The 24,781-nt window shown below is 71.9% G+C and carries 20 protein-coding genes and 1 pseudogene; 12 read left to right on the plus strand and 9 right to left on the minus strand.

The window, feature by feature from the left end; translation table 11 throughout:
• Window positions 1-7: 7 nt before the first annotated feature.
• On the plus strand, window positions 8-1,168 hold the full coding sequence (locus tag L3Q67_RS42810; protein WP_499187104.1) for a sulfotransferase family protein: 1,161 nt from the start codon (window positions 8-10) through the stop codon (window positions 1,166-1,168).
• Between the two features lie 278 nt (window positions 1,169-1,446).
• Here the strand turns inward: L3Q67_RS42810 and L3Q67_RS42815 are convergent.
• Window positions 1,447-2,277 (minus strand): annotated as a pseudogene (locus tag L3Q67_RS42815) (HNH endonuclease); the annotation flags it as partial.
• 587 nt (window positions 2,278-2,864) lie between these two features.
• Complete coding sequence (gene folP / locus L3Q67_RS42820) at window positions 2,865-3,677, minus strand: dihydropteroate synthase (RefSeq protein WP_499191779.1); 813 nt, start codon at window positions 3,675-3,677, stop codon at window positions 2,865-2,867.
• Window positions 3,678-3,786: 109 nt separating this feature from the next.
• On the opposite strand from folP, the gene L3Q67_RS42825 reads away from it, so the two are divergent.
• The 4 genes from L3Q67_RS42825 (at window position 3,787) to L3Q67_RS42840 (ending at window position 7,254) form a co-directional block, all read left to right on the plus strand.
• Entirely contained in the window at window positions 3,787-5,250 is a 1,464-nt protein-coding gene (locus L3Q67_RS42825) for a WS/DGAT/MGAT family O-acyltransferase (RefSeq protein ID WP_499187105.1), read from the plus strand.
• Window positions 5,247-6,143: an alpha/beta fold hydrolase gene (locus L3Q67_RS42830; protein ID WP_499187106.1), complete on the plus strand. Its 897-nt coding sequence runs from the start codon at window positions 5,247-5,249 to the stop codon at window positions 6,141-6,143. The genes L3Q67_RS42825 and L3Q67_RS42830 overlap by 4 nt, the downstream gene beginning before the upstream one ends.
• Before the next feature lie 147 nt (window positions 6,144-6,290).
• Window positions 6,291-6,503: a CbtB domain-containing protein gene (locus L3Q67_RS42835; protein ID WP_209665381.1), complete on the plus strand. Its 213-nt coding sequence runs from the start codon at window positions 6,291-6,293 to the stop codon at window positions 6,501-6,503.
• A 10-nt stretch (window positions 6,504-6,513) separates the two neighbouring features.
• Window positions 6,514-7,254, plus strand: a complete 741-nt coding sequence (locus tag L3Q67_RS42840; protein WP_499187107.1) for a CbtA family protein — start codon at window positions 6,514-6,516, stop codon at window positions 7,252-7,254.
• Here L3Q67_RS42840 and L3Q67_RS42845 read toward each other — a convergent pair.
• Both L3Q67_RS42845 and L3Q67_RS42850 read right to left on the minus strand, forming a co-directional pair.
• Complete coding sequence (locus L3Q67_RS42845) at window positions 7,226-8,692, minus strand: cobyric acid synthase (protein WP_499187108.1); 1,467 nt, start codon at window positions 8,690-8,692, stop codon at window positions 7,226-7,228. The genes L3Q67_RS42840 and L3Q67_RS42845 overlap by 29 nt on opposite strands.
• On the minus strand, window positions 8,689-9,618 hold the full coding sequence (locus L3Q67_RS42850) for a cobalamin biosynthesis protein CobD/CbiB (protein WP_499187109.1): 930 nt from the start codon (window positions 9,616-9,618) through the stop codon (window positions 8,689-8,691). Before L3Q67_RS42850 ends, L3Q67_RS42845 begins: the two co-directional genes overlap by 4 nt.
• A gap of 38 nt (window positions 9,619-9,656) precedes the next feature.
• On the opposite strand from L3Q67_RS42850, the gene L3Q67_RS42855 reads away from it, so the two are divergent.
• Genes L3Q67_RS42855 through L3Q67_RS42865 form a run of 3 tightly spaced genes read left to right on the plus strand, consistent with a single transcriptional unit; the run spans window position 9,657 to window position 12,078 of the window.
• Complete coding sequence (locus L3Q67_RS42855; RefSeq protein WP_499187110.1) at window positions 9,657-10,304, plus strand: bifunctional adenosylcobinamide kinase/adenosylcobinamide-phosphate guanylyltransferase; 648 nt, start codon at window positions 9,657-9,659, stop codon at window positions 10,302-10,304.
• Entirely contained in the window at window positions 10,301-11,317 is a 1,017-nt protein-coding gene (cobT, locus tag L3Q67_RS42860; protein ID WP_499187111.1) for a nicotinate-nucleotide--dimethylbenzimidazole phosphoribosyltransferase, read from the plus strand. Before L3Q67_RS42855 ends, cobT begins: the two co-directional genes overlap by 4 nt.
• Complete coding sequence (locus L3Q67_RS42865) at window positions 11,317-12,078, plus strand: adenosylcobinamide-GDP ribazoletransferase (protein WP_499187112.1); 762 nt, start codon at window positions 11,317-11,319, stop codon at window positions 12,076-12,078. Before cobT ends, L3Q67_RS42865 begins: the two co-directional genes overlap by 1 nt.
• On the opposite strand, the gene cobC is transcribed toward L3Q67_RS42865, so the two are convergent.
• From cobC to L3Q67_RS42885, 4 genes are read right to left on the minus strand one after another with little or no spacing between them, the layout of a single operon-like run.
• Window positions 12,047-13,063: a pyridoxal phosphate-dependent aminotransferase gene (gene cobC, locus L3Q67_RS42870; protein ID WP_499187113.1), complete on the minus strand. Its 1,017-nt coding sequence runs from the start codon at window positions 13,061-13,063 to the stop codon at window positions 12,047-12,049. The genes L3Q67_RS42865 and cobC overlap by 32 nt on opposite strands.
• Entirely contained in the window at window positions 13,056-14,393 is a 1,338-nt protein-coding gene (locus L3Q67_RS42875; protein ID WP_499187114.1) for a cobyrinate/hydrogenobyrinate a,c-diamide synthase, read from the minus strand. The genes cobC and L3Q67_RS42875 overlap by 8 nt, the downstream gene beginning before the upstream one ends.
• Before the next feature lie 26 nt (window positions 14,394-14,419).
• Window positions 14,420-15,034 carry a cob(I)yrinic acid a,c-diamide adenosyltransferase gene (gene cobO / locus L3Q67_RS42880; RefSeq protein WP_499187115.1) on the minus strand — a complete coding sequence of 205 codons (615 nt, stop codon included), beginning with the start codon at window positions 15,032-15,034 and terminating at the stop codon, window positions 14,420-14,422.
• Window positions 15,034-16,992 (minus strand): magnesium chelatase subunit D family protein, encoded by a 1,959-nt coding sequence (locus L3Q67_RS42885; RefSeq protein ID WP_499187116.1) that lies wholly within the window; start codon window positions 16,990-16,992, stop codon window positions 15,034-15,036. The genes cobO and L3Q67_RS42885 overlap by 1 nt, the downstream gene beginning before the upstream one ends.
• A gap of 155 nt (window positions 16,993-17,147) precedes the next feature.
• Between L3Q67_RS42885 and cbiE the strand changes: the two genes are divergently transcribed.
• Window positions 17,148-18,296 carry a bifunctional cobalt-precorrin-7 (C(5))-methyltransferase/cobalt-precorrin-6B (C(15))-methyltransferase gene (cbiE, locus tag L3Q67_RS42890; RefSeq protein ID WP_499191780.1) on the plus strand — a complete coding sequence of 383 codons (1,149 nt, stop codon included), beginning with the start codon at window positions 17,148-17,150 and terminating at the stop codon, window positions 18,294-18,296.
• Entirely contained in the window at window positions 18,293-19,054 is a 762-nt protein-coding gene (gene cobM, locus L3Q67_RS42895) for a cobalt-precorrin-4/precorrin-4 C(11)-methyltransferase (RefSeq protein ID WP_499191781.1), read from the plus strand. The genes cbiE and cobM overlap by 4 nt, the downstream gene beginning before the upstream one ends.
• Here the strand turns inward: cobM and L3Q67_RS42900 are convergent.
• On the minus strand, window positions 19,051-20,721 hold the full coding sequence (locus L3Q67_RS42900; protein ID WP_499187117.1) for a protein-arginine deiminase family protein: 1,671 nt from the start codon (window positions 20,719-20,721) through the stop codon (window positions 19,051-19,053). The genes cobM and L3Q67_RS42900 overlap by 4 nt on opposite strands.
• 86 nt (window positions 20,722-20,807) lie before the next feature.
• On the opposite strand from L3Q67_RS42900, the gene L3Q67_RS42905 reads away from it, so the two are divergent.
• Window positions 20,808-21,542 (plus strand): precorrin-6A/cobalt-precorrin-6A reductase, encoded by a 735-nt coding sequence (locus L3Q67_RS42905; RefSeq protein ID WP_499191782.1) that lies wholly within the window; start codon window positions 20,808-20,810, stop codon window positions 21,540-21,542.
• A 55-nt stretch (window positions 21,543-21,597) separates the two neighbouring features.
• On the plus strand, window positions 21,598-24,777 hold the full coding sequence (locus L3Q67_RS42910; protein ID WP_499187118.1) for an arabinosyltransferase domain-containing protein: 3,180 nt from the start codon (window positions 21,598-21,600) through the stop codon (window positions 24,775-24,777).
• Window positions 24,778-24,781: the final 4 nt, after the last annotated feature.

The following is a 24,781-nucleotide window of genomic DNA, read 5'->3' on the forward strand; positions in this document are numbered from 1 at the left end:
GAGCGGCATGGAACGGGATTCGGTGGGCACGGTCGAGGACCTGCACGCTTCGGCTACCAAGGTGACAGGCCTCGATGATTTCGGGGAAGACGACTACACCGAGGGCCTGGCAGTGCTGCTCGACTCGTACGCCCGCGAGGCGGAACTGACTCCGTTCGGCAAAAAGATCAAGCGGGCTTTCCTGCGTGGTGCGCTGATCGCGCGTCTGCTCAGCGAGGCTGGCTGGAAGCAACACCCCGCGTACGCCGATGTGCCCATCGAGCGGCCGATCTTCGTGACGGGATTGCCGCGCACCGGCACCACCGCCCTGCACCGATTGCTCACCGCCGACCCCGCGCACCAGGGTCCGGAGCTGTGGCTGACCGAGGTCCCCCAGCCGCGTCCTCCACGGGAGACGTGGGAGTCGAATCCGGTGTTCGCCCGCATCCAGGCCGGGTACGAGCAGCACCACCAGGAACACCCGGAGTTCATGGGACTGCACTACAGCTCGGCCGAGCAGGTCGAGGAGTGCTGGCAGATCCTGCGGCAGTCCCTGCGCTCGATCTCGTACGAATGCCTGGCCCACGTACCGTCCTATTCGGATTGGCTCCGCGGGCAGGATTGGACCACGGCCTACCGCCGGCACCGCGATGTGCTGCGCCTGATCGGCCTGCACGATGCGGATCGGCGGTGGGTGCTGAAGAACCCGAGCCACCTGTTCGCGCTGGACGAGTTGCTCACCGTGTACCCGGATGCCCTGGTGATCCAGACCCACCGCGATCCGCGAACCGCGATCGCCTCGGTGTGCAGCCTGAACGAGAACGCCACCGCCGACTGGTCGACCGCGTTCAAAGGCGAGGTGGTCGGCCGAAGCCAGCTGGCCCTCTGGGCACGTGGCCTGTCCGACTTCAGCGCCGCCCGAGAAAGGCACGATGCTGCCCAGTTCTACGACGTGCAGTACGAGGACTTCGTCCGCGACCCGATCGACACGGTCGAAGACGTCTATCGCCACTTCAACCTGCCTTTGACCGACGAGGCCCGATCGCGCATGGTGTTGCTACACGAGGAAAGCCGCTCCGGGAAGCGGGCTCCCGCCCACCGGTACGCCCTCTCGGACTTCGGCTTGTCCGACGCCGACGTCGACGCTGCCTTTTCGCCGCCCGACAAGGGTTCCGGCCTGCTGGTGTAGGTCTGGTTTGCAGGCGTGGTGATGGTCAACGTTCCGTCGTCATCGACCTTGTGCCGCCACCCGGGCACATCCCGGAGCCGGTGGTCCGCGCGGCAGAGTCCGACCAGCGTGGCGGCGTTGGTGGGGCAGCCTTGCGCCCAGCCCTTGCCTTTCGGGTCGCAGTGATCGAGATCGCCGAACTGCGCGGGCCGCGTACAGCCAGGCCGACGGCACTCGCGATCACGCACCCGGACCAACTCGTCGAGCCCGGCTTTCGGCCGATATCGCCGACGCCCCAGCTCGATCACCTGACCGTCGACCGGGTCGGTGATGATGCGCTGGAAGACGGTGCCGGGCGCGGAAGCGATGTGGCGCGCCAGCGATGCCGGGATCGGCCCGTGCCCCGCCAACTCCGCGGGTTCCTTGCGCAGACCGGCGTACGTCAACGCATCCAGGTACAGATACACATGCGCCTTCACTTCACCACCGAACTGCTTGCCGATCATCATGTCCAGCGCCACGTCGGCCCGCACCTGGTCCAGCGACCGGGGTTCGTCCGCGGTCTTGAGCTTCCGGGCTTGCCGATCAACACACAGATACGCCGCAACCGTCTTCTCCACGGAGGCGCTTTCTAAGAACAGGCCAGCCACTCCGGATTCGCCGTGTCTCAGGCGGAAGGCACGGCTCTCCACCGCTTTCCTCGCTCGCCCATCGAACCCCTCGGGATCCACCCGCGCGACCGCCGCATTGGCTGACCGCCGCGCGGACGTCGGGTTCTTGCCCAAGAGCCGCCCAACCATCACTGCGTCGACAACCGACGCCTTGGCACCCTCCAGCCACGCGCCGGCCTTGGTGACGGCCACCGCTGACGCCATCGGCACCTGCCCTTGTTCCACCAGGCCGAGTACCAGCGGAAAGCGATCGACCAGCCCCTCGGACTGACCGATCAACGCCTGTGCCTTGAACTTCGTCAGACACAGTGCCATCGCCAACTCCTCGGCCACCCCGCGCTTCGTCGCCGAAGCGCGAGTGAACGAGACCACCTGCCGAGTCAGCCGGGCTTCGAGCCGGGCCATCTCCGCAGCAGTGGATTTCATCTTGAGGAGCATCTCCTCCATGGATTCCCCCATGGCGAGGATGCTATCAAACACCTGTTCGATAGATGACTCACGGCATTACGCCATACAGGCGAGATCGAATATGACTGAGAGCGACCTGGCGCGACGCCGAAGTACCGCGAACCCGATTCATGACTCGAATGAGTTAACACGTTCGGGCTGCCGAATGTAGAATCGGCTACTCGATGAGGGGCCCAACTGTCTGAGTGCCGAACTCGACGGCACGAACGAGGGATTCAAGCGGGGCAACGCGGGCTCGGTCGCGCCAGCGCAGGACTCTGTTACGGGACGCGGAGTTCGGTTCACCAGTACGGAACCTCGGCACGGAGGTCTGCCACAGGGGCACACAGCAGGACACCGGGTGGCCGAAAGTGGAACTCGGGTGCGCCGACGCAGGACTCCGTGCCTGAATGTGGAACTCGAGTGCGTGAGTGTGGAACTCGGCTGCACCAATGCAGAACTCAGGTGCCTGAATGTCGAACTCGGGTGCGGGAATGTGGGACTCGGGTGCTTGAATGTGGGACTCGGGTGCGGGAGTGTGGATATCAGAGGGTGGGACGGGAAAGGCGAATACAGGCGCCAGCTCAAGAGGCGGATGTTCAGGCTAGGCCACGTATAGCTCGCGAGGGCGGGCGGTTTCCCTTGATCGAGGCCACCATTTCCAGCACCTGCCGCGTCCGTCGTACCTCGTGGGCCCGGAACATGGCGGCCCCGTCCGCGGCGGCCAGGGCGGTGGCGGCCAGCGTGCCGTCCACGCGGTCTTCCAGGTCCACTCCCAGCGTCTCGGCGACGAAGTCCTTGTTGGACAGAGCCATCAGCACCGGCCAGTCCGTCTCGGCCAGGCGGTCGGCGTAGCGCAACAGGGCCAAGCTGTGCCAGGTGTTCTTCCCGAAGTCGTGCGTCGGGTCGATCAGGATGCCTTCGCGCGGTACGCCGAGGACCACGGCGGCTTCCGCGCGCTGGGTCGTCTCTTCGATCACCTCGGTGACCACATCGTGGTACCGCACCCGGAACGGCCGCGTCCTGGGCACCGCGTTCCCCGTGTGCGAGCAGACGTAACCCGTGCCGAACTCCGCGGCCACCTCGACCAGGCCTGGATCGGCGCCCGCCCACGTGTCGTTCAGCAGGTCCGCGCCCTCCGCGCACGCGGCTCTGGCGACGTCCGCGCGCCAGGTGTCGACGCTGATCACCAGGTCCGGGTACCGCGAGCGCACCGCCCCGACCAGCGGCACCACCCGGCGGATCTCCTCGGCGACCGTCACCTCCTCCCCCGGCCCGGCCTTGACGCCGCCGATGTCGACGACGTCCGCTCCGTCGGCCACCGCGCGGTCGACCGCGGCGATCGCCTTCTCGTCGGTGAAGTGGGCCCCGCGGTCGTAGAACGAGTCCGGGGTGCGGTTGACGATCGCCATCACCAGGGCACGGTCTGCGGTGATCCGGCGACCGCGGAAGCTCAGCACGTCGGCAGTCACGCGGGCTACGATTCCAGACAGTGCCGGGACCACTACCGAGGAGGCCTGGATGCGTCAGCTGAGCGCGCTCGACGTGCAGTTCCTGAACGCCGAATCCGCCACCACCACCGGCCACGTCGGCAGCCTGTCGATCCTCGACCCGTCGACCGCGCCGAACGGCATGCTCACCGTGGAGGACGTCCGCGCGCTGATCGCCCGGCGCCTGCACCTGGCGGGCCCGCTGCACTGGCGGCTGCTCGAAGTCCCGCTGAACCTCGACCACCCGTACTGGATCGAGGACGCCGACTTCGACCTCGAGTTCCACGTCCGCGAGATCGCCCTCCCCGCCCCTGGCAACGACCAGCAGCTCGCCGAGCAGGTCGCCCGGATCGCCGCCCGGCCGCTCGACCGGCGCCGCCCGCTCTGGGAGGCCTACGTCATCCAGGGACTCGAGCACGGCCGCGTCGGGCTCTACACCAAGGTCCACCACGCGGCGATCGACGGCGTTTCCGGCGCCGAACTGCTCGGCGTGCTGATGGACCTGACCCCCGAACCCCGTCACGTCGATCCGCGCGGCAGTCGCCAGGTGGAAGGCCCGCCGCCGAGGCTTTCCCTGCTCGCCACCGCCGCCCGCAAGCTCGCGCTCCAACCGTTCAAGCTGGCGTTGTCGGTGCCGAAAATGCTGCCGCACTTGGACAAACTCCCTGGCGTGGCAGGCATTCCCGGGGCGAGTGCGCTGGCGAAGGCGGGCAACCGGCTGGCCCGGCTCAGCCCCGGCAGCGACGAAGCCGAGCGCCCGCGCCTGGTCCCGCCGCACACCCCGTTCAACGGGCCGATCACCCAGCACCGTCGGTTCGCCTACGGCTCGCTTCCGCTGGACGAGGTCAAGCGGATCAAGAACGCCTTCGGCCACACGGTGAACGACGTGGTGATGGCGCTCTGCGCGGCCGCGCTGCACCGCTGGCTCGCCGAGCACAAGGCCCTCCCGGCGAGCCCGCTGGTCACCCTGGTGCCGCTGTCGGTGCGCACGCCGCAGCAGGCGGGCACCGCGGGCAACCAGATCTCGGTGATGCTCGCGCCGCTGCCGGTGCACATCGCCGATCCGAAGGCCCGGCTGGACGAGGTGGTCTCGGCGATGGCGCTGGCCAAGCAGCGGTACCAGCCGCTGCCCGCCTCCTGGCTGGTCGACTTCAGCGCCATGCTGCCCGCCGCGCTCGGCGCGCTGTCGGCCCGCGCGCTGATGCGGTTCGCCGGGGCGACGTCGCCGCTGGTGAACCTGGTCGTGTCGAACGTGCCCGGCGTGCAGATGCCGCTCTACACCGCGGGCGCGAAACTGCTCGGGCACTACCCGGTCTCGGCGATCACCGACGCGAGTGGCGGGATCAACATCACCGTGATGAGCTACGACGGCAAATTGGACTTCGGCATCGTGGTCTGCCGCGAGCTGGTGCCGGATGTCTGGAACCTGATCGACTACCTGCGGGACGCGCTGGACGAGCTGGGCAAGCTCGCCGACGAGGAGGGGGCTGGATGAACGAGTGCACGATCCAGGCGAACGGGATCGAACTCTGCTACGAGGTCTTCGGTGAGCCGGACGGGCGCCCGCTGCTGCTGATCATGGGCCTCGGCGGGCCGATGACCTGGTGGGACGAGGAGTTCTGCGAACAGCTCGCCGAGCGTGGCTTCCGCGTCATCCGCTACGACAACCGCGACACCGGCCGCTCGACAGCCATGCACGGGCGTGCCGGGCTGCTGCCCGCCCTGTTGCTGCGGCGCTCGCCGTACCAGCTGACCGACCTCGCCGACGACGCCGCCGCGCTGCTGGACGCCCTCGAGATCCCGGCGGCGCACGTGACCGGCGTTTCGATGGGCGGCATGATCGCGCAGACGCTGGCCATCCGGCACCCGTCGCGCGTGCTTTCGCTCACCTCGATCATGTCGACCACCGGCAACAAGCTCGTCGGCCTGCCCAGCCCGCGCGCGATGAAGAACCTGCTGCAGCCGGCCGCGAAGGACCGTGACTCCTACATCGAGCAGATGATCCGCACCTTCCGGGTGATCGGCTCCCCCGGCTACCCCGCCGAAGAAGCCCGGCTGCGGGCCCGCGCGGCGACCACCTACGACCGCGGCACGAACCCGGCGGGCACGGTCCGCCACCTCGGCGCGATCATGGCCGCCCCCGACCGGACCTCCGGGCTGCGCAAGCTGCGGATCCCGGCGCTCGTCATCCACGGCGCGGCGGATCCGCTGGTGAACCCGTCCGGTGGCCGGGCCACAGCGCGGGCCATCCCCGGCGCGGAACTGGACATGGTGCCCGGAATGGGACACGACACCCCGCCGGAGCTGTGGCCGCGGTTCGTCAACGGCATCGTGCGGACGGCCGATCGCGCGGAAGCCGTAGCCGATCGTCACATTGACACCACCTGAGCGGCGTCCTTACGCTCGGTCGGCCATGCGACGGTGGCCGGAAGCCGGTGAAAATCCGCACGGTCGCGCCACTGTAACCAGCACGGGAGTCAGACCCGCCGCCGTCGCGCACACCGACCGGGCCGCGAAAGCCCAAGGAGGTTCCCCGTGACCCAAGCAGCGGTTCCCCTTCCCGCGACACCCGAACTCCGCATCCCGATCCGCGAGATCCTGCCGTGGGCCGTGTTCATCGGCGTGCTCGCGCTCGTGGTGCTGTACTTCGTCAGCACCGAGCAGGGCGCGCTCGCCCTGTTCTCCAACGGTTACGTGCACGAGTTCGTGCACGACGGCCGTCACCTGCTCGCCTTCCCCTGCCACTGAGCGCGGCGTCATGATGAGGACCTTGCTGGTCCGCGGCTTGCTCGCGGGCCTGGCCGCCGGCGTGCTCGCGGCCGTTTTCGCCTTCTTCGCCGGGGAACCGCCGGTCAACGCGGCCATCGGGATCGAACAAGCGGGCACGGCCGCGCATTCGCACGGCGAACCCGGCGGGCATTCGCACGGCGAAGAAGAGGCAGAACTGGTCAGCCGGGATGTGCAGAGCACGCTCGGGTTGCTGGTCGGCGTCGGCGCGTACGCCGTCGCCGGTGGCGGGCTGTTCTCGCTCGCCTTCGCTTTTTCCTACGGCCGCCTGGGTTCCCTGCGGCCACGGGCGTTGTCCGCGTTGCTCGCGGTGGCGACGTTCATCGTGGTGGTCGGGGTGCCGTTCCTGAAGTACCCGGCGAATCCGCCCGCGGTCGGCCAGGGCGAGACCATCGGCGACCGGACCGCGCTGTACTTCGGTTTCGTCGCGCTGTCACTGGTTTTCGCGATCGGCGCGGCAGTGCTCGGGCGGAAGGTCGGCGGCTGGAACGGCGGACTGGCCGGGGCGTGCGCCTACGTGGTGCTGGTTTCGGTGGCGGCCGCGCTGCTGCCGTCGATCGACGAGGTGCCCGACGGCTTCCCCGGTTCCACGCTGTGGACCTTCCGGATCGCTTCGCTCGGCACGCAACTCGTGCTGTGGGTCGCGCTCGGGTTGATCTTCGGCGCACTGGCGGAACGCGTGCTCACCCGGCAGGCGCAGCTCGTTCGATGAGTTCGAGCAGGCGGCGCGTGTCGAGGTGTTCCTCGACCGCGTCGGCCAGGCGGTCGAGCATTTCCTCGCGCAGCAACGGGAAACTTCTGGCGCCGGCGGCGGGTGCCCAGGTGGTGCCCGCCTGCTCGGCGGCGGCCGTCAGCCACGCGCGGCGGAAGTCGTCGTTGTCGAAGGCGCCGTGCCAGGTGGTGCCCCAGACCGAGCCGTGGCGCCAGCCGTCGAGGAACGGTTCGGCGTCTCCTTCCAGTACGACCTTGCCGTGGTGGATCTCGTAGGCCTCCACGGCATGCCCCCGCCATTCGCCGCGCGGCCGTCCGAGCACCTTCTCCGTTTCGAAGGTCACTGACGTCGGCAGCAGGCCGAGGCCGTCGACCACACCGGCGCCGGATTCCACGTCGTCGGCGATGCGGCGCGCCAGCATCTGGTGGCCGCCGCAGATGCCGAGCACCGGGCGCCCGTCGGCGGCCCTGGCCCGGACCACGTCGGCGAGGCCGCGGTCGGTCAGCCACCGCAGGTCGTCCACGGTGGCCCGGCTGCCCGGCAGCACCACCACGTCCGCGCCCGCGACCACATCCGGGTCGGCGGTCACCGACACTTCCACGCCCGGTTCGGCGGCGAGTGCGTCCACATCGGTCGCATTGGAGGCACGGGGAAAGCGCACCACCGCGACTCGCAACGGGCGGCCACCGGAGACGCGCAGGCGGTCCCGGCGCCAGCCCGCGACGGCCAGCGCGTCCTCGGAGTCGATCCACACGCCGTCCAGCCACGGCAGCACGCCGTAGAACGGACGACCGGTCCGCTCCTCCAGCGCGTCGAGGCCGGGTTTGAGCAGGGCGGGGTCGCCGCGGAACTTGTTCACCACCCAGCCCGCGATCAGCGCCTGGTCCTCGGGTTCGAGCAGCGCCAGCGTGCCGTACATGGCGGCGAACACCCCGCCACGGTCGATGTCGCCGACCACCAGCACCGGCAGCCGGGCTTCGCGCGCCAGCCCCATGTTGACGTAGTCGCCCGCCCGCAAGTTGATTTCCGCCGGGCTGCCCGCGCCCTCGCAGATGACCACGTCGAACCGGGTCCGCAGTTCGCGTAGGGCATCGAAGGCGATTTGCGCGAGGCCTGCCCGGCCGGTGGCGAACTCCCCCGCCTCGAGCGTGCCGAACGGTTTGCCCAGCGCGATCACGTGGCTGCGCCGGTCGCTGCCCGGTTTGAGCAGCACCGGGTTCATCGCGGCTTCCGGTTCGACGCGGCACGCCTGCGCCTGCAGCCACTGCGCGCGGCCGATCTCGGCGCCGTCGGCGCAGACCATCGAGTTGTTCGACATGTTCTGCGCCTTGAACGGCGCCACCCGCACGCCCCGGCGCGCGAGCCAGCGCCCGAGCGCGGCGGCGACCAGGCTCTTGCCCGCGTCCGAAGTGGTTCCGGCGACCAGCAGCCCGCTCATCGGCTCACCACCGCCGCGGCCACCGCGGCCAACGCGCCGACGGCGAGCGACAACCGCACGGATCGGCGCAGGTCCGACGGTCGCGGTGGCTCGCCGTCGCCGAGGTGGCCGCGTTCGGACACCTCGCCGCCGTAGCTGTTCACCCCGCCCAGCCGGACCCCGAGCGCGCCAGCGAAAGCCGCCTCCACCTGGCCGGCGTTCGGGCTCGGATGGACGTTCGCGTCGCGTCGCCACACCTTGAACACGCGCCGGGCGTCGCGGCCCGCGCACACCGCGGTGAACAGGGCCGCCAAGCGGGACGGGACCAGGTTCGCCACGTCGTCGGCGCGGGCGGACGCCCAGCCGAAGCGCTCGTACCGCGGCGAGCGGTGGCCGACCATCGCGTCCAGCGTGTTCAACGCGCGGTAGGCGAGCAGGCCGGGGATCCCGGCGACGGCACCCCAGAACAACGGCGCGACCACGGCGTCGGATGTGTTCTCGGCGATCGATTCGGTCGCGGCCCGGGTCAGGTCGGCGAGGTCGAGCGTCGCGGCGTCACGACCGCAGAGGTGGGACAGCCGGGCACGGGCTCCTGGCAGGTCCTCGGCCTCGATCAGGTCCGCCATCGCATTCCCCTCCGAGGCCAGACCGCGGCCGCCGAGCACGATCCAGGTGGCGGTCGCGGTGGCGAGGAAGCGCAGCAGCGGCGGGACACGCTCGGCGGCTACGCCCAAGCCGGTCGCCGTTGCGGTACAGATGAGCAGGTGAACCACGCCGCGCGGCCGCGAGTCCGCCCAGATCCGCCGTTCCACCGCCGAGGCCAGGCTGCCGAACCAGGCCACCGGGTGGGCCCGGCGCGGGTCGCCGAAGACGCGGTCGGCGGCGTACCCAGCGAGCAGACCGGCGGCCCTGACCTGGTCACGTGGCCGAAAGAAGACATGATCCACCGGATGCACCACTGTGCGACCCTAACCGGTGGGCCAGAATGCCGGACATGAGTACGCACCTGCGGCGCGCGGCCCGGCTCGCGGCCACCAGCCTGGACACCGGCGCCAAGGTCCTGCGCCGGTACGCCCGCGGCACCCGGGACGAGAAGGTCCTGGTGCTCGGCGGTGTCCGGTCGGGCAAGTCACGGCACGCCGAGCGGCTGATGGCCCGGCACCCGCACGTGGTCTACCTCGCCACCGGACTGCCGGCGAGCGAAGGCGATCCCGAATGGGCGGCGAGGGTGGCCGCGCACCGCGCGCGCAGACCGGCGGGCTGGCGCACGATCGAGACGGCCGATCTGCCCGGCGCGCTGCGCAGCGCGTCGGCACCGGTGCTGATCGACTGCTTCGGCACCTGGCTGTCGCGGGTGCTGGGTGACGTGGGTGCCTGGGATCAGACCGACGGCTGGCAGCAGCGCCTCGACGACTACCTGCTCGACTTCATCGACGCCTGGCGGACGGCCGGGGTGCCGGTGGTGGCGGTGAGCAACGAGGTCGGCAGCGGTGTGGTGCCCGGCACGTTCTCCGGGCGCGTGTTCCGTGATGTGCTGGGCGCGCTGAACAGCGAGGTGGCCGCGCATTCGGACCAGGTGCTGCTGGTGGTGGCCGGCCGGGTGCTCGAACTCTCCGGGAAGGACGGCCGATGAAGATCACGCCACCCTCGGCGGCGGCCCGCGAGGACGCGCTGGCCCGGCTCGACGGCCTGGTGAAACCGCTGGGCTCGCTGGGGCGCCTCGAAGAACTGGCGGCCTGGCTGAGCGCGGCCCACGACGCCGTCCCGCCGCGGGAACTCGCCGACGTGCGGGTCGCGGTGTTCGCCGGAGACCACGGCATCACCGCTTCGGCCGTGTCCGCGTACCCGCGTGAGATCACCGCCGCGATGGTGCAGGTCTTCTTGGCCGGGACGAGCGGGGTGACCGTGCTCGCGCGGCAGGTCGGGGCCCGGGTCAAGGTGTTCGATCTGGCGGTCGACGCCGACGGCCTGCCGGACGAGGTGACCGCGTACAAGATCCGCCGCGGCTCCGGCTCGATCGATCGCGAGGACGCGCTGGCGCCGGGTGAGGCGAACCGGGCCTTCGACGCGGGCCGCCGGATCGCCGACGCCGAGATCGACGACGGCGCCGACCTGTTGATCCCCGGCGACATGGGGATCGGGAACACCACGGTGGCCGCCGCGCTGGTGGCGGCCCGGCTGGGCTTGCCGGCCGAGGAGGTCGTCGGCACCGGCACCGGCGTCGACGAGGAAGGCCGCGCCCGCAAGGTCGCCGCCGTCACAGCCGCGCTCACGCGCACGGGCGACCGGGCCGAGGATCCGTTCGACCGGCTCACCGCGCTCGGCAGCGCCTGCGCCGCCGCGACGGCGGGTTTCCTGGTCCAGGGCGCTGTTCGTGGCGTGCCGGTACTGCTCGACGGCGTGTTCTCGGGTGCGGCGGCGCTGGTCGCGCAGGACATCGCGCCGGGCGCGGTGGACTGGTGGCTCGCCGGGCACCGCTCCACCGAACCGTCGCAGGCGCACGCGCTCAAGGCGCTCGGGCTGGAGCCGATCCTCGACCTCGGGCTGCGCCTGGGTGAGGGCAGCGGCGCGGTGCAGGCGGTGCCGGTGCTGCGGGCGGCACGCGCGATCCTCGCCGAGATGAGCTCGCTGGCCGACCTGTCCTAATGCGAGGTGTGCTCATCCAGGACGCGATCCGCATGGCTGTCGGCACGCTGACGGTCGTTCCGGTGCCCGCGCCCCGGGTCATCGACGCGCGCGTGGCCCGCGGCGCGATGTTGCTGGCGCCGCTGGCCGTGGTGCCGCTCGCCGCGGCCGGGGCGCTGGTCACGTTGCTGCCGTTGCCCGCGCTGCCGGTCGCCGCGCTCGCGCTGGGCGTGGTGGCGCTGGGCAGCCGGGGCCTGCACCTGGACGGGTTGTCCGACACCGCCGACGGACTCTCCGCGTCTTACGACCGTGAACGCGCGCTGAGCATCATGCGCAAGGGCGATTCGGGACCGAGCGGGGTGGCCACGCTGGTCATCGTGCTGCTGGTCCAATGTGGAGCGCTGGCGGGCGCGATCGGCGCGGGTCACGGGATCTTCGCGGTGGTGGTGGCGATACTGGCGGGCCGGATGCTGCTGGCGGTCGCCTGTGCGCGAGGGGTGCCGTCGGCTCGGCCGGAGGGTCTGGGGGCGACCGTCGCGGGTTCGGTGCCGGTGCTGGGGGCCGTCGTGTCGGTCGTGGTGTGCTCGGCGCTGGCGGCCTGGGGTGGCACCTTCTTCGGTTTGCCGTGGTGGCAGGGACTTCTCGCGGTCCTCACGGCGTTGTGCGCGGGCGGTCTGCTGCTGTGGCGCTGCGTCCGGCGGCTGGGCGGCATCACCGGTGACGTGCTCGGCGCGTGTGTGGAGACCGGTGTCACCGCTGCGTTGTTGTGTCTCGCAGCGTAGTCAGGAACCCCGACATGATCGGCCGGGAACGCACGGCGATGCGCAACCAGTCCGTGCCCAGGCCGGGAAACGTGTCGCCCCGGCGCACGGCGTAACCCCGATCGCGCAGGGTTTCCCTTACCTGGGCGCCATTGCGGAACTGACCGAGCACGAACGGCGCCCGCGGCACCCCGTACACGGCGACCCCCAGCTCACGCAGGCCGGTGAGCAGGAATTCGCGGTCGGCTTCGGCGGCGACCGCCAGTTCGTCGGCCTGCTTCACCGCTTCGGGACGGCAGCACGCGATCACGGCGACCGCCGCCAACGCCGAGACCGACCACGGCGGCTGCACCGCGCGCAACCGGTCGATCAGGTCGGCGGGCCCGAGCACGTACCCGGCGCGCAGGCCCGCGATGCCCCAGGTCTTGGTCAGGCTGCGGATCACCAGCAGGCCCGGAATCGCTTCGCCCGCCAGGGTTTCCGGCTCGCCGGGCACCGAATCGAGGAACGCCTCGTCGACCACGACGACCCGCCCGGGACGGCACAGCGCCCGCAGGGAGGAAGCCGGATGCAGCACCGACGTGGGGTTGGTCGGATTGCCGACCACCACCAGATCGGCGTCCTCCGGCACCGGACCGAGCGTGAAGCCGTCCTCTGGGCGGAGCTGGACCCGCGAAACCGGCACCTCGGCGGCCAGCAACGCGGCCTCGGGCTCGGTGAACTGCGGATGCACCACGCACGCCCGCCGAGCGCCCAGGCCGCGTGCGATCAGGGTGAACGCCTCGGCGGCGCCGGAGGTCACCAGCACGTCGCCGGCGGGCCGGCCGTGCCGGACGGCCACGGCCTCGGTCGCCTCAGTGGGATCGGGGTAGGCCGCCAGCCGCGGCAGCGCGGCGGTCAGTTCGGTGATCAGCCAGTCGGGTGGTTCGGCGAGCCGGACGTTGACCGCGAGGTCCACCAGCCCCGGCCCGACCTCGCGATCACCGTGGTGCCACAGGTCAACCACGGCGCACCGCGCGGGCGAAGGCCGCGGCCCTGTCCGGGTGCCCGGCCCAGTGCACGTGCAGGTAGGAGGCGTTGAGCGTGGGCGAGGCGTAGCCGTGGTCGGCGTCGTTCCAGCGCCACGCGGCGGCGAACGGCCCGTCGGGGATCACCTCGGTGCGGTGGAACTCGTGCCCGGTCACCTGCTCCCCGCGTGCGGCGAGCAGGTTGTCCGCGACCGCCGTCGCGGTGCGGTAGCCGAGCGCGCCGCGAGCGGTCATCCTGGCGGCCGCCGGGAGCACGCCGGTCATCGGCAGGCCATCCAGTTCGCGGCACAGGTAGAGCAGCCCGGCGCATTCGGCGACCACCGGTAGTCCGCCGGAGACCGCCTCGGCCACCTCGGCACGCAGGGAAGCGTTGGCGGACAAGGCTTCCGCGTGCACTTCCGGGAAACCGCCGCCGAAGTACAGCCCGGCGCACCCCTCGGGCAGCCGCTCGTCGTTGATCGGATCGAGGTCGACCAGATCCACCCCGAGCGCGGCCAGCAGCTCGCCGGTTTCGGTGTACCGGAAGGAGAACGCCGCACCTCCGGCGGCCGCCACCACAGCGCGCGGACCCGGCGGCGGCTCCGGCAGCGACCACGGCGACGCCGTCACGTCAGGAGCTTCCCGGGCGGCGCGGACCACGGCCTCCAAGTCCACTCCGGACTCGACCCACGCCGCGAGCCGGTCCACCATCACCGCGCCTTCGCGGGCGCGTTCGGCCATCGGGACCAGCCCGAGGTGGCGGCTCGGCGAATGCACGTCGTCGGAGCGGCGCAGCGCACCGAGCACCGGTATCCCGGTTTTCCCGATCGCCTCACGGATTTCGCGTTCGTGCCGCTCGGACCCCAGTTTGTTCAGGATGACCCCGGCCAGCCGCACCCGCGGGTCGAAGTGCGCGAAGCCGTAGACGGTCGCGGCCACGCTGCGGCTCGCCGCGCTCGCGTCGACCACCAGTACCACGGGCGCGTCGACCAGCCGGGCGACGTGCGCCGTCGACGCGTAGCCCTCGGTGCCCAACGCGCCGTCGAACAAGCCCATGACGCCTTCGATCACCGCGATCTCGGCGCCGGACGCGCCGTGCAGCAGCAGCGGCGCGACCAGGTCTTCGCTCTGCAGGTACGGGTCGAGGTTGCGGCCGGGCCGCCCGGTCGCGAGCGCGTGGTAGCTCGGGTCGATGTAGTCCGGGCCGACCTTGTGCCCGGACACCGCGAACCCACGCCGCCGCAACGCCGCCATCAGCCCGGAAGCCACGGTCGTCTTGCCGTGCCCGGACGCGGGTGCCGCGATGACGACCCGCGGCAGTGCCCTCACGAAGCCCTCACGAAGTCACCATGCCGTTACCACTCAATGCCTCGCTGGCCCTTCTGCCCGGCGTCCATCGGGTGCTTCACCTTGGTCATCTCCACCACCAGGTCCGCGGCCTCGATCAGTTCGGGCGGCGCGTTGCGCCCGGTGATCACCACGTGCTGGCGGCCGGGCCGGTCCCGCAGCACGCCGACCACCTCGGCGACGTCGATCCAGCCCCAGTGCAGCGGGTAGTTGAACTCGTCGAGCACGTAGAAGTCGTGCTGGGCGGCGGCGATCCGGCGAGCGATCTCGGCCCAGCCCTCACGCGCGTTCTCGGCGTGGTCCTCCTCGGTGCCCGCCTTGCGCGCCCAGCTCCAGCCCTCGCCCATCTTGTGCCACTCGACCGGCCCGCCCTGGCCGGTGTTCGCGTGCACCTCGCCGAGCGCGCGCAACGCGGCTTCCTCGCCGACCTTCCACTTCGCCGACTTGACGAACTGGAACACCCCGATCGACCAGCCCTGGGTCCACGCCCGCAGCGCCATGCCGAAGGCCGCCGTGGACTTCCCCTTCATCGTGCCGGTGTGCACGATGAGCAGCGGCCGGTTGCGCCGCTGCCGCGTGGTCAGCCCGTCGTCGGGCACGAACTCCGGTTTCCCCTGGGGCATCAGGCGGCCCTCCCCGTCCGGGCGCGGACGGCACCGGCGAGCGAGTCCGCCGCGACCTCACCGAGCGGCACGTGCTCGGCTCCCAGCCGGGTGGCCAGTTCCGCCGCGAGCCCGAGTCGCATGCGCCCGCTTTCGCAGTCCATCACCACCGAAGCGATGCCCTGGCGCGCGATCAGGTCCGCCGCGGCGTGCGAACGGGCCACGGCGTTCGAGCCACTGGTCGCGCGGCCATCGGTGACCACGACCAGCAACGGGCGGCGCCGGGGGTCGCGAAGGGACTCCACGCGCAGCGCTTCGGCCGCCCGCAGCAGTCCTTCGGCGAGCGGGGTCCGCCCACCGGTGGGCAGCGCTTCGAGCCGGGCGGCCGCGGCGTCCACGCTGATCGTCGGCGGCAGCGCCAGCTCGGCGGCCGACGCGCGGAAGGTGACCAGGCCGACCTTGTCCCGTCGCTGGTAGGCGTCGAGCAGCAGGGACAGCACCGCGGACTTGACCTCGCCCATCCGCGCCCGCGCGCCCATCGAACCCGAGGCGTCCACGCAGAACAGCACGAGATTGCCCTCTCGCCCCTCTCGCAGGGCGTAGCGCAGGTCACGTGTCCGCAGTTCCAGGCCCGGACCGGAGCGCCCGCGTGCCCGCTGGTGCGGTGCCGCGGCCAGCACGGTCGCCGGGAGGTGCGGACGACCTTGGCGCACGCTGGGCGGCTTGACGCCGATGGTGCGCCCGCTGTCGGTGATCGACCGCGACCGGCGGCCGTGCGCACCGGCGCCGGTGCCGTCCACGGTGAACAGCCGGGCGCGGAACGGCTGCCCGGACCCGACCGTCTGCTGTGGACCCTGCGGTGCCTGCTGCTGCTGCTCGGATTCCTGTTGCTGCGGCGGAGCTTCACCGGAGGGCTCCGGCGGGGCCCCGCTGCCCGGGCCATCGTCGTCCGGTGGCCCCTGTTCCGGCGGTTCGGCCTCGCGCAGCGCCTGTTCCAGCTGCTCCTCGTCGATGCCCGGCGCGTCGAACGGGTTGCGCCGGCGCCGGTGCGGCAGCGCGAGGCGGGCCGCCACGCGAATGTCCTCAGTGGTCACTTCGGTGCGGCCGGACCAGGCGGCGTGCGCGGCGGCGGTCCGCGCGGTGACGATGTCCGCGCGCATGCCGTCGACGTCGAAGGAGGCGCAGACCTCGGCGATCTGCAACAACGCGGCGTCGTCGAGGGTGACCGAGGGCAGGTCGCGGCGGGCGTCGGCGATGCGCACGGCCAGCGCGGCCTCGGCTTCGTCGTAGCGGGCGGCGAAACCGTCCGGATCGGCTTCGTAGGCGAGGCGCCGGCGCACCACCTCGACGCGCTCGGGCGGCTCCCGGCTGGTGCGCACTTCCACGGTCAGCCCGAACCGGTCGAGCAGCTGCGGCCGCAGTTCGCCCTCTTCCGGGTTCATCGTGCCGATCAACACGAAACGCGAGGCGTGCGAGACCGAAACGCCCTCGCGCTCGACGGTCGCGCGACCCATCGCGGCCGCGTCGAGCAGCGCGTCGACCAGGTGGTCGTGGAGCAGGTTGACCTCGTCCACGTACAGCAGGCCGCGGTGCGCGGCGGCGAGCAGGCCGGGCTGGTAGCCGGTGACGCCTTCGCCGAGCGCGCGTTCCAGGTCGAGTGAGCCGATCACCCGGTCCTCGGCGGCGCCGACGGGCAGTTCCACCAGCCGCGCCGGGCGGCGTTCGGCGGGCGCGCCCGCTTCGTGCGGACCGTCCGGGCAGGCGGGATCGGGGGCGGCGGGGTCGCAGGAGAACCGGCAGCCGGTCACCACGTCCACCGGCGGCAGCAACCCGGCCAGCGCCCGCACCATGGTCGACTTCGCGGTGCCCTTCTCGCCCCGGACCAGCACCCCGCCGATGGCCGGGGACACCGCCGAAAGCACCAGCGCCAGTCGCAGGTCGGCCAGGCCGACCACCGCGGTGAACGGGAACGCCCGCATGCACAACTCCCAACGCCTGCCGAGGAAACAGCCGTCGCCGATCATCGCACAGGGAAACGGCGCCCAAGACGTGAGAAGTCTGACCCCCGCGCCCGCCTCGCGCCCGGTTCACCCGCAGCGTTTACCGTCAGGCCGTGCGGATCACCGTGGTGGGAATGGGAGCCGACGGCTGGGCGGGGCTGTCCGGCCGGGCGCGTGCGGCCGTGGAAGCCGCCGAGGTGCTCATCGGGGGCGCGCGGCACCTGGAACTGGTGCCGGGCAGCCGATCGACGCGCGTGCCGTGGCCGAGTCCCCTGCTGCCCGGCCTCGACCGCCTGTTCGCCGAGCACGACGGCCGCCGGATCTGCGTGCTGGCCAGCGGTGACCCGATGGTGTCGGGGATCGGCACCACGCTCTCCCGCAGGTTCGGCGAGGTGGAGATCCTGCCGTCGTTGTCCTCGCCCGCACTGGCCAGAGCACGGCTGAAGTGGTCCGCCGAGAGCACCGAGGTGATCAGCGTGGTCGGCCGGTCGCCCTACCGGGTGAACCGCGCGCTCGTGCCGGGTGCCCGGCTGCTCGTGCTAAGCGAGGACGCCACCACGCCGGCCGTGCTCGCCGCCCAGCTCACCGAGGCGGGTTACGGGCCGAGCAGGCTGATCGTGCTGGAAGAACTCGGCGGACCGGCGGAACGTCAGGTCAGCGGCACCGCCGAGAACTGGGCCGAGCCGGCCGGAGCCGCGTTGAACCTGGTCGCGATCGAGTGTGAGACCAGGGGCGTACCGCTGCCACGCACCGGTCTTCCCGACGACGCCTTCGAGCACGACGGCCAGCTGACCAAGCGTGACATCCGCGCGGTCACCCTCGCCCGGCTCGCGCCGCTGCCCGGCGAGCTGCTGTGGGACGTCGGCGCCGGTTCGGGCAGCATCGCGATCGAATGGTCGCGCACGCACCCGGACAACCGCGCCATCGCGATCGAACGCGACCCCGAGCGGGCCGCCCGCATCACCCGAAACGCCCAACGCCTCGGCGTGCCGGAACTGCGCGTGGTGGTCGGCTCCGCCCCGGAGGCCCTCGACGGACTTCCGGCGCCCGACGCGGTCTTCGTCGGCGGCGGCGTCACCCCCGAGGTGCTGGACGCGTGCCTGAGCGCGCCGAAGGTGGTGGCCAACGGCGTCACCCTGGAAACCGAGACCGTGCTGGCCGGGGCCTACGCCCGGCACGGGGGTGAGCTGCTCCGGCTTTCCGTCGAGCAGGCCGCGCCCCTCGGCGGCTTCACCGGCTGGACCCCCGCCCGCACCGTGACCCAATGGAGCTTCTCCCGATGACCGTGCACTTCATCGGCGCCGGACCGGGTGCCGCCGACCTGATCACCGTGCGCGGGCGCGACCTGCTCGCCGCCTGCGCGGTGTGCCTCTACCCCGGCAGCCTGACCCCGCCCGACCTGCTCGCGCACTGCCCGCCGGGCGCGCGGGTGGTCGACACGGCGAACCTGAGCCTCGACGAGATCATCGGCGAGCTGACCGCCGCGCACGCCGCCGGGCACGACGTCGCCAGGCTGACCTCCGGTGATCCTTCGCTGTACAGCACGGTCGCCGAGCAGATGCGCCGCCTCGACGCGGCGGGCGTGCCGTACGACGTGGTGCCCGGCGTGCCCGCGTTCGCCGCCGCGGCGGCCGTGCTGAACCGCGAGCTGACCGTGCCGGAGGTCGGCCAGAGCCTGGTGATCACCCGCGTGCAGGCCCGGTCCACCTCGATGCCGCCGGGTGAGGACCTGGCCACCTTCGCCGCCAGCGGCACCACCCTCGCGGTGCACCTGGCCATCACCAAGATCGACCGGGTGGCCGCCGAGCTCATCCCGCACTACGGCGAGGACTGCCCGGCGGCCGTGGTCGCGCAGGCCTCGCAGCCCGGCGAGCGCGTCCTGCGCGGCACGCTCGCCTCGCTGCCCGCGCAGGTGCACGAGGCCGGCATCGGCCGGGCCGCGGTCATCTTCGTCGGCCGGACACTGGCGGCGGAGAAGTTCCCGGACAGCTTCCTCTACTCCGCCACCCGGGACCGCTCCCGCCAGCCGGAGTCCCTCTAGCCAGTCAGGGATCGGGTGTCCCGCCAGGCGTTCGTGGTGCAGTGCACCTCCCCGCCGCCGACATGCGCCCAGAACACGTCCTCCACCCAGGCGACCCGGATGCCACGCAGGGCGCGTTCGGTCGCCTCCTTGAACAGGTCTCGGCCGTGGACGACCGGGCCGTGCGGGTCCGGCGCGGCGTACCGGCCCGCGGTCACCGACAGGCCGTTGGTCACCGCGGGAGCCAGCGCCACCAGGCCCGGCGCCCGGTCCGATTCGGTGAAGAGCACCGGCACGCGGACCAGTTCGTCCGCCCGCAGCCCGGTCTCCCGGAGCATGACCGCGACCTGATCGTCGATGTGGCGGGCCGCGGTTTCGTTCCGCCGCCGGAAGTCCGCGTCCCCGAGCAATTCCTCCACGGTCGGCTGGTACTCGTGGTTCGTCCCTTCGAACAACCGAGCGCCCGTGCCGTTCGCCTGGCGCAGCAGGCTCTCCGCGAGCCGCGGGTCGGCCACCATCAGCGTCCAGCCGCGGGCGTTGTCCGCCCGCACCACGTGCAGCGTCTCGTCGACGTGCCCGACCATCAGCCACGACGTGTCGAGCACCACCGGCGGCTGTTGCCCCTGTGCGTCGAGCATGCGCAGGAACGCCGGATCCGGCTTCCTGTCCCCGGAGACCGAGGAGCCGTAGTAGATCCGGCCCTTCGGATAACCGCGGTAGGGCGGCAGCGCCTCGAAGTTGCCGGTCGCGTTGCGCTGGTCGGCCCAGCTGTCGGCCACCGGGCCCTCGGTGGATTCCTGCACCACGCCCACGTCCGGGCCGCGCAGGTCGCGGAAGAGCAGCCGCCCGGCCGGGCGCAGCGTGGGCACCCCGGCGTCCCACTGGTTCGCCGAGCGGATCGCCACCCTCATCGCCTGGACCCCGTGCGCGGTGGGCATGCTCGCCACCGCCGGTTCGAACAGGTCCTGCAGCCAGACGTCCTTCCACCACAGCTCGCTGCCCGCGATGAACCGCGTCTCGACCCCGGCGGTGGCCCGGGTGAGCGTCTCGCTGAAGCGGTCCCACTCGCCGGGGTGGCCGGGCGGCAGACCCTCCACCGGCCAGCCGGGCCCCTCGCCCGGTTTGCCCGCGAAGACGGTGGTCGCGGGCATCAGGTCGTGCTGGAACAACAGCGGCGCCACCCGCAGCTCCTTGACCACCGCGCGGCCCGCCGAGCGCGCGGTCAGCCGCACCCGCCCGTCCCACTTGGCCGGATCGCGGACGATGTCGCGCCCCTCGACCGCCAGGTCGACTCCCCGCCGCATCTCGCGCGCGGGGAAGGTCTCGCCGGGTACCAGCGGCCGGTACCGCCCATCCCGCCGGACGAACACCCGGACGTGGTCACCCCGGTCGACCTCGACCTGCGCGGCTTCGCTCCCCCGCAACCGCAGCTTCGTCAGGTCGTCCTCGTCCCGGCTGCCGTTGACCACCTCGTCGGCGGCGTCGTGGCAGCTCGCCAGCCGCCGGTCGACCTCGAGGCCCGGGCGGTCCAGATCCCCCGGTTCGAGCGTGCAGCGGCGGGTGTCGTCGTCGAGGTTGGGCAGGAAGACGCCCTCGCCGTCCAGGCGCGGCACGGCGGCCGCCACCCCCGGCGCGGCCACTGACGCACCCACCACGAGCATGGTCAGCACGAGCCCCCGGATCCCCACTGGTCACTTCCCTTCGTCGGCTGCCACCGACGCTAGGAACCCCGGCGGGCGGTGTCGTGGGTCGAAGGAAGGAGATCGAGGTGGAGATCCGCGTCCTCATCCTCGGCGGGACGGCGGAGGCGCGTGCGCTGGCCGCCGCGCTCACCGAGCGCGACATCCCCGTGGTGTCCTCACTCGCCGGCCGGGTCGCCCGGCCGCGGCTGCCCGCCGGTGAAGTCCGCGTGGGCGGTTTCGGCGGTCCGGAGGGGCTCGCGGCCTGGCTGGTCGAGCACCGCGTGCGTGCCGTGGTCGACGCCACCCATCCGTTCGCGGAGCGCATTTCCGCCTCGGCGGTCGCCGCCACCCGCAGCGCGGGCGTGCCGCTGCTGCGCCTCGAACGGCCCGGCTGGGAGGCGTCTCCGGGCGACGACTGGCGCTGGACCTCGTCGTTGACCGAAGCCGCCGAACTGCTGCCTGAGCTGGGCGATCGCGTGTTCCTCACTACCGGAAGGCAGGGGCTGCCCGCCTTCGCCCACCTCGACGACCTGTGGTTCCTCATCCGCTGCGTCGACCCGCCGGAACCCCCGCTGCCGCGGCACCACGAACTGCTGCTCAACCGCGGTCCCTACGAGGTCGGCGGCGAAACCGGGCTGCTGCGCACCCACCGGATCGAGGTGCTCGTCACCAAGGACAGCGGCGGCTCGATGACCGCGGCGAAACTCGTCGCGGCCCGGCGGCTGGGCCTGCCGGTGGTGCTCGTCCGACGCCCGGCGCCCGCCGGGGCACCACGCACGGTCACCACCGTGCCCGCCGTGCTGGCCTGGTTACCGCGCGCGATCTAGGGGATTCCGGTATCCCCGCGCAAGGCCCATCCGGGCGGGCGCTAGCGTTGACGCGATGCCGATCGCGACCCGTAGCCGTTCGGCCGAGCCTGACCAGGCGACAGACCCGGAACGCACTCCGGAAAGCAGCCGCATTCGAGTGTGGCGCCTGCTCGCCATCACCCTCGGCCTCTTGTCCGCCGCCTGTGCGCTGGCGGTCCCCTTCATGCCCGTGGTGCAGGACACCGCGCGCATCGCCTGGCCTGCCAACGGCGACACCAGCCAGGTGAACGCGCCGCTGATCGGGTACTGGGCCCAGGACCTCAGCGCGAACTTCCCGTGCGACACCGTGCGCTCGCTCGACGCCCGCACCGACGGGCCGGCGATGCTGTTCTCGACCGTGCCCGAGGCCAGGGTCGCCGAGGGCACCGGCATGCAGCTGCAGGTGGACAACGGGCTGCTCATCGTGTCGAACCGGGCGCAGCAGCTGGCCCGCCAGCCGCTGCCGCCGCAGAACTGCGACATCGGCGTCTCCTCGACCGTGCACGCCACCACCATCACGGTGGCCGGGCAGGTGCTGTTCGCCAACTCCAACGACGTGCGCCCGCGCCTGGTGGGCATCTACACCGACATCACCGGCGAGCAGGACCCGATCACCGGCCTGGACGTCTCGGTCACCCCGGACACCCGCTACCAGTCCTCGCCGACCGGCTGGAAGACCGCGGTCAGCGTGCTCTGCGTGCTCGCCCTGATCGGCAGCCTGATCGCGGTGAACCGGCTGGACTCGCGGGTCGCCCGGCGCGCGCCGAAGTGGGCGCCGGTGGGCTGGTGGCGGCTGACCGGCCGCGACGCCACGGTCATCGTCGCGCTCGGGGTGTGGGTCTTCATCGGCCCGGTGACCTCGGACGACGGCTACATCCTGACGATGTCGAGGGTCACCGAGGACGCCGGTTTCCTGGCGAACTACCACCGGTGGTTCGGCGTGGCGGAGGCGCCGTTCGGCTGGTTCTACCACGTCTACGAGCTGATGTCGCACGTCAGCACGGTGCCGCCGTGGATCCGCCTGCCCTCCTTCCTGCTCGGCGTGATCAGCTGGCTGCTGATCAGCCGTGAGGTGATGCCGCGGCTGGGCACCCAGGTGCGCACCAGCCGCGCGGCGGGCTGGGCCGCCGCCGCGGTGTTCCTGGTCTGGTGGATGCCGTTCAACAACGGCGTCCGGCCGGAGCCGGTGGCCGCGGTCGGTTCGCTGCTGGCGATCTGCGCGGTGGAACGCGCGCTGGTCACCCGGCGGCTGCTGCCGCTGTGCCTCGGCCTGATCGCCGCCGCGCTGACCCTGGCGGCCACGCCGACCGGGCTGATCGCGGTGGCGCCGTTCCTGGTGGCCGGCCGGCCGCTGTTCCACCTGCTCAAGCAGCGGGCGCGCGGCAGCTGGTCCGCGGTGCTGGCGCCGATCTTCGCCGCCGGGCTGATGGTGCTGGTGGTGGTCTTCGCCGACCAGACCTTCGCCACCGTGCAGGAGGCGACCCGGATCCGCAGCAAGGTCGGCCCGAGCCTGTCGTGGTTCGAGGAGCTGTCCCGCTACGAACTGCTGTTCAGCCCCACCGCGGACGGTTCGGCCTCCCGCCGGTTCCCGGTGCTGCTGCTGTTGCTGTGCACCGGCGCCTGCCTGGTGGTCCTGCTGCGCCGCGGGCGCATCCCGGGTGCCGCGCTCGGCCCGTCGCGGCGGCTGATCGGCACGGTCGCGCTGTTCTTCCTGCTGCTGGCGCTGACCCCGACCAAGTGGACGCACCACTTCGGTGCCTTCGCCGCGGTCGGCGCGGCGATGGCGGCGCTGACCGCGCTGGCCTCCAGTTCCACCGTGCTGCGGTCGAAACGCAACCGGGCCGGGTTCCTGGCCGGGCTGCTGGTGGTCGCGGCGCTGGCGATGACCGGGCCCAACGCGTACTGGTTCGTCTCGAACATGGGTGTGCCGTGGGCCGCGGAGGCGCCGACCATCCAGGGCGTGAGCCTGTCCACCATCCTGCTCATCGCCGCGGCGCTCTCGGCGGTGGTGGCGTTCATGGAGAACGTGCGCGCGCAACGGCCGGACCGGATGTTCGGGCTGCAGAAGGAACGCAGCGGCCGGGCGCTGAAGCTGGGCTCGCTGTCGCTGGTGGTGGTGTGCGGCCTGATGGCCACCGCCGAGTTCGCTTCGATGGCGTGGGCGATCCAGACGCAGCGCTCCAGCTACAGCCTGGGCGCGGCGAACTTCGGGCACCTGTTCGGGCGCAGCTGCAACCTGTCCGACCACGTGATGGTGGAACGCGAACCGGTGTCCAGCGTGCTGTCCGCGCTGCCACCGGACCAGCAGGCCACCGCGCCGATCGAACAGCCCGAGCAGACCGACGAGAACGCGCTCCCGCTGCCCGAGCTGGAGAACGGCCCGGTGCAGTCCGGTTTCCACCGCGAGCCGATCGACACCAACGACCCGCTGGACGAGCCACCGCACGGCTTCGCCACCGACACCGTGCCGATGTGGAGCAGCTACCGGACCAAGGACACCCCGACCGGCAGGCTGCGCAGCGACTGGTACGACCTGTCCGAGCGCCCGGCAGGCGGGCAGATCGTGATCGCCGCGATCTCGCCGCCGACCAAGGCCACCACGGTGGACCTGGAGTTCGGCACGGAGACCGACGAGGGCATGAAGACCGTGCGCAGCCTGCCGGTGCTCTTCCCCGGCGGTGGTGCCTTCCGGTGGAACGACGTGCGGATCCCGCTGGACATCCTGCCCCCGGAGGTGACCTCGGTCCGCGTGGTCGCCGCCGACAACGACCTGACCGAGGACGGCTGGGTCGCGGTCACCGCGCCCCGGGTGCCGACCTTCACCACGCTGACCGAACGCGTCGGGGACGCCCCGGTGTACCTGGACTGGCCGGCGTCGTTCGTCTACCCGTGCATGAACCCGATGAAGGTCCGGGACGGGATCGCCGAGCTGCCCTCGTACCGCGTCACCGCGGGCGACCTGGCGTTCGAGGCGGACTGGGCGGGCAGCAAGACCGGCGGGCCGAACGGCTTCCTGGAGGAGGTCGCCGAGCAGCCGGAGGTGCCGAGCTTCCTGATGGGCCAGCCGGGCGCGCCGTGGGGTGTGCTGAAGCAGCTGGAGCCCTACGCCGACGGCGCCCCGCCGCTGGTGATCCGCGGCCAGGAGGTCCACTCGGGCTGGTGGTCACCGGGCCCGGGGCCGGCCCAGCCGGACGGCAGGCAGCCGACTCGCTGACTGT

It is taken from the genome of Saccharothrix sp. AJ9571 (assembly GCF_021725495.1).
GTDB classification, from domain to species: Bacteria; Actinomycetota; Actinomycetes; order Mycobacteriales; family Pseudonocardiaceae; genus Amycolatopsis; species Amycolatopsis magusensis.